General features: G+C 55.3%; 5 protein-coding genes. All 5 read left to right on the top strand.

Annotated features, from left to right (window positions below):
- Nucleotides 1-654: IS3 family transposase (locus tag GQ56_RS0138730; RefSeq protein WP_031403733.1), on the top strand; the 654-nt coding region annotated here is incomplete at its 5' end.
- 919 nt (nucleotides 655-1,573) lie between these two features.
- Nucleotides 1,574-1,804: a hypothetical protein gene (locus GQ56_RS45370; RefSeq protein WP_124648480.1), complete on the top strand. Its 231-nt coding sequence runs from the start codon at nucleotides 1,574-1,576 to the stop codon at nucleotides 1,802-1,804.
- Nucleotides 1,805-1,847: 43 nt separating this feature from the next.
- The gene (locus GQ56_RS42750) at nucleotides 1,848-2,129 is read left to right on the top strand and encodes a helix-turn-helix domain-containing protein (RefSeq protein ID WP_075123136.1); all 282 of its coding nucleotides are present in this window, start codon (nucleotides 1,848-1,850) and stop codon (nucleotides 2,127-2,129) included.
- A 107-nt stretch (nucleotides 2,130-2,236) separates the two neighbouring features.
- Nucleotides 2,237-3,082, top strand: coding sequence for a reverse transcriptase family protein (locus tag GQ56_RS42745; protein ID WP_161788609.1), 846 nt, complete (start codon nucleotides 2,237-2,239; stop codon nucleotides 3,080-3,082).
- A 78-nt stretch (nucleotides 3,083-3,160) separates the two neighbouring features.
- Entirely contained in the window at nucleotides 3,161-3,358 is a 198-nt protein-coding gene (locus GQ56_RS42740) for a helix-turn-helix domain-containing protein (RefSeq protein ID WP_321029212.1), read from the top strand.
- Nucleotides 3,359-3,860 lie beyond the last annotated feature (502 nt).

The raw sequence follows: 3,860 nt of genomic DNA, 5'->3' as shown, positions 1-3,860 counted from the left end.
AACCATCGGAACTGGGGCTTCGGGTTGTGCTTCCTGTACCTGCGCAACGTGAAGGGCTTCTGCTGGAATCACAAGCGCGTGTACCGGATCTATCGCGAACTGGAACTGAACCCGCGGATCAAGCCGCGCAAGCGGCTGGTCAGGCAGGTACCGCAGCCGCTGGCGGTGCCGTGCGCCGTCAACCAGGTCTGGTCGATGGACTTCATGCACGACCAACTGTCCGACGGACGCAGTATCCGGCTGTTCAATGTGATCGACGACTTTAACCGAGAGGCACTCGGTATCGAGATCGACTTCTCATTGCCATCGGAACGCGTGATCCGTGCGTTGCGGCAGATCATCGGATGGCGCGGCAGACCCAAGGCGATTCGGTGCGATAACGGGCCCGAGTACCTGAGCGCAGCGATCATCGAATGGGCCCGACAGTATGGCATCAGGCTCGACTACATCCAGCCGGGCAAGCCGCAGCAAAATGCGTATGTCGAACGATTCAACCGGACCGTGCGGTACGAATGGCTGTCGCAGTACCACTGGGAAGACTTGGACCACGTGCAGCGCTTCGCGACCGATTGGATGTGGACTTACAATCACGACCGCCCGAACATGGCCTTGGGCGGATTTACCCCAAAGCAGCGGTTGGCAATGGCCGCTTAGTTTCTACTTTTGAACCCCGTGGAAAACGGGGGGATTACCATGGCGCTGGAGCAGACTGATGCGCAACCGACACCGCTTGGTACGCCAGGCCGCGCAGTAACACCGGGTGATCAGCCCTTCGCGCGGCTCCATAACGGCGACTCGGTGCTGCGCGTGGCTGTTTACAAACATCGCCGAGCGGCGTGATAACAAGATAAGCCTTCTTATCACGTTACCTGCATCGGATACCGAAACTAGAGGGCCGTAAAACGCCTCCATCGGCAGATTCCCGACTGAAGCCGATCCGAGTCCCCCAGGCGCCGATTGGTTCTCAAGGTCAAGTGCAGACGTGTAAGGTTTGAACGCGAGGACGCGCGATCCCGGAATTGCGACCGAGGAGGGTAGCGAACGTGTGACATCTCCAACGCAATTCGGCGCACGTGTGACCGGACCATCCGACAGGTTGGCCGACCGAATGTCGGTCACGCGCGAGCTCCGCCCCCGATAACGCGCGTTTGCTTCGAAGTAGGGATACGGCTTTACCAAATTTTGCCTGACAGGCAAAATTATTGACAATCGGAAGATGCGGTGCTTTAATCTGTCCTGGGTGAGCGTTTCGCTCACGTGCTCTTTAAGTGTTCTCCGTCGACCAAGAAAGGATTGTAAGTTGCCGGCATTGCCGGCGCTGGATGGACCGTCATCTGGCTTTAGAGAGGCAGGCGCGTGCCACGTCTCTCGATGAGGGCAGGGCCTCGCACGTACCGCGAGCCGAAGGTCGGGACCTGTAGCCGCCAAGGCTGCGAGTAGCGACCCGAAGCACCGAGTACTACGAGGGCGGCAAAAACCTCATTCGTCGGTTACGGGCCTTGCGGTATCGAGTGACTCCTTTCCGGTCCTTGCTCTTGGGCGGCAGGCATGGTGCCTGAATGGAGAAGCGTTTATGCGTAACTTAAAGAACCTTGTGGAAGAGCTCGACGAGCTGCTCCGCAAAAATCACGGTCAACTCGATACCGACGTATTCGATGGCATGCAGTTCAAGGTCGATCAACTGAAGCAGGAGGTCGACAAGGTGGAATCTAGCAACAAGCGGCAGCAATTGGCTCTTGAGGCCTTGCGGCTCTTAGGGATTCTGCTGAGCCTAGTGACAAACGTTACGACGCTCTTGAAATGAGGCCCCTAGAGTACACAAGGCCCGTATTTGTTTGGGTGGTTGTATGAACATTGGAAAAGCGCTGAAGCTTTGCCGTACCGCAAAGGACTTGTCGCTCGAAGCCGTTGCCGAGCGTGCGGAGATATCGACGTCTTATCTGTCACGAATAGAGAACCAGCAGCGTGAGCCGACTTTGACACTTGTTGGTAAGCTTGCAGGTGCTTTATCGGTGCCTATGCCTGTTTTGATTTTCCTCGCGTCGGATTCACAGGAGTTGCGTGGGCTCGATGCGGAAACGGAGAAGCAATTCGCTGATCTCGCGTTAAACCTAATCCGCCACTCATGAACTCCGCTTCCTATCCACATGCGCGGATACAGTCTGTTGAGTCGTTGCGGCACCCGTTAGGAATGGGCCCCGTCGGATTGCGGCGCTTGGCTAAGCGAGCATCTGGCATGTACTTCGTCGCGCACCGCATTCCTAAAGACGACGGAAGTGAACGAATTGTTTACGATACACGAGAGCCACTTAAATCGGTCCTGCGACGGATAAATCAACATATTTTGCGTCGTGTCGTCTATCCCGACTACCTCACGGGTGGTGTTCCAGGGAAAGATTACAAGTCGAATGTCGAAATTCATGTAGGCGCGGCCACAGTTGTCAAAGAGGACATTTCCAGCTTCTTCCCAAGCGTGTCCGATGTCCTCGTTTTCGATATCTGGCATCGATTTTTCGGATTTTCGACAGATGTCGCCGAAGTCTTAACTGGCCTTACCACCAGGGACGGTCACCTTGAGCAGGGTGCTCCCACTAGCGGCTATCTGGCGAACCTTGCATTATGGGATGTTGAGCCGAACCTCGTTCGTCGTTTGGCGGAAAAGGGATTCACCGCCTATAGTCGACACGTTGACGATATTGTACTTTCCAGCAATGAAGAGTTGGAAAGTGGTGAGATCGCATGGGCAGTCAGTCAAATATACGGAACGCTTCGCAAGAAGGGATTGCAGGCAAAGCGTGCAAAACACGAGGTAATGCGCCACAATCGGCCAATCGTCATCCTTAAATTGATTGGAAATGAAAAAGCGTCATTGCCGGCGCACGAACGATCAAGGGTGAGGGCAGTTGTGCATCGATTTTGTACAAATATAGAATCGGGAGTAGACATAGCACTACTGGAGGCCGATCTGCCCAGTGTGCGTGGACTGGCCCACAAGGTCAAACGCTTTCATCCAACTGAAGGAAATAGGTTGGTGGCTCAGGTGGAGCAAGCTGTGAAATTGATGAGGGCATCGAATGGATAAGGAACGCGAGCAATTCCATGCGGACCTACTGCGAAGCGTCCGCGAAATGAAGCTTCGCAAGCCGCGCGCGTCACGCGCTTGGATCTGACGGAAGCGGCCGTCACCCGTGCCAAGGTCGGCATGTCTCAATCCGAATTCGCCGATCTGCTCGGCGTGTCGGTGCGCACCTACCAACAATGGGAACGGGGTAGCCTCAGGCCGACCGGTGCGGCAAAGACGCTGCTGCGCGTTGCCATAAAGTATCCGACCGCATTGTCCCGCATACCGACGGTCTGATCAGACAAAGGCCAGTTGCGTTAGTAGTTCGCTAAGGGGGAGAAATGGAGCCGGTACCGTCAAACATAACGAAATCCTATCTACCGCGTGGTCCACTCCAGCAATTCCGCTTTGAAGACGCAACAGCTTTCAGATGTTTTCGATGCGGAGCTACCAAAAAATCCAAACTAATCACGGTGTACGCCGGCGACTGGTCGCGAAAGCTATGCAACGGGTGCTACGGAAGGCTGCTTTCGCTTTATGAAATCAAGGCGGGAGCAGCCGGGGATGACGAACGCGTCGAACAGCTCGCCGAAGCACTCCTCTCACTTGTCACGCTTGAGGAACAGCGCCAGTCAGAGCACCTTGTAAGAGCCTCTGTGTAGTGGTCTAATGAACCCGGACACTGATTTAGGCGAGAATGCTCGCCATGAAGAGGTGTCTAATGACCAAGCGACGTCGTACGTTTTCCCCGGAGTTCAAACAGCAAGCCGCGTGTCTGGTGCTCGACCAGGGCTATAGC

The organism is Burkholderia paludis (assembly GCF_000732615.1).
GTDB classification, from domain to species: Bacteria; Pseudomonadota; Gammaproteobacteria; order Burkholderiales; family Burkholderiaceae; genus Burkholderia; species Burkholderia paludis.
Note: the sequence above shows the minus strand (reverse complement) of the source record. Positions and strands in the feature narration are given on the sequence as shown.

Coding starts and splice junctions, on each gene's coding strand:
- GQ56_RS45370 (WP_124648480.1), top strand. CDS start 1,574: ATGCGTAACTTAAAGAACCTTGTGGAAGAGCTCGACGAGCTGCTCCGC.
- GQ56_RS42750 (WP_075123136.1), top strand. CDS start 1,848: ATGAACATTGGAAAAGCGCTGAAGCTTTGCCGTACCGCAAAGGACTTG.
- GQ56_RS42745 (WP_161788609.1), top strand. CDS start 2,237: ATGTACTTCGTCGCGCACCGCATTCCTAAAGACGACGGAAGTGAACGA.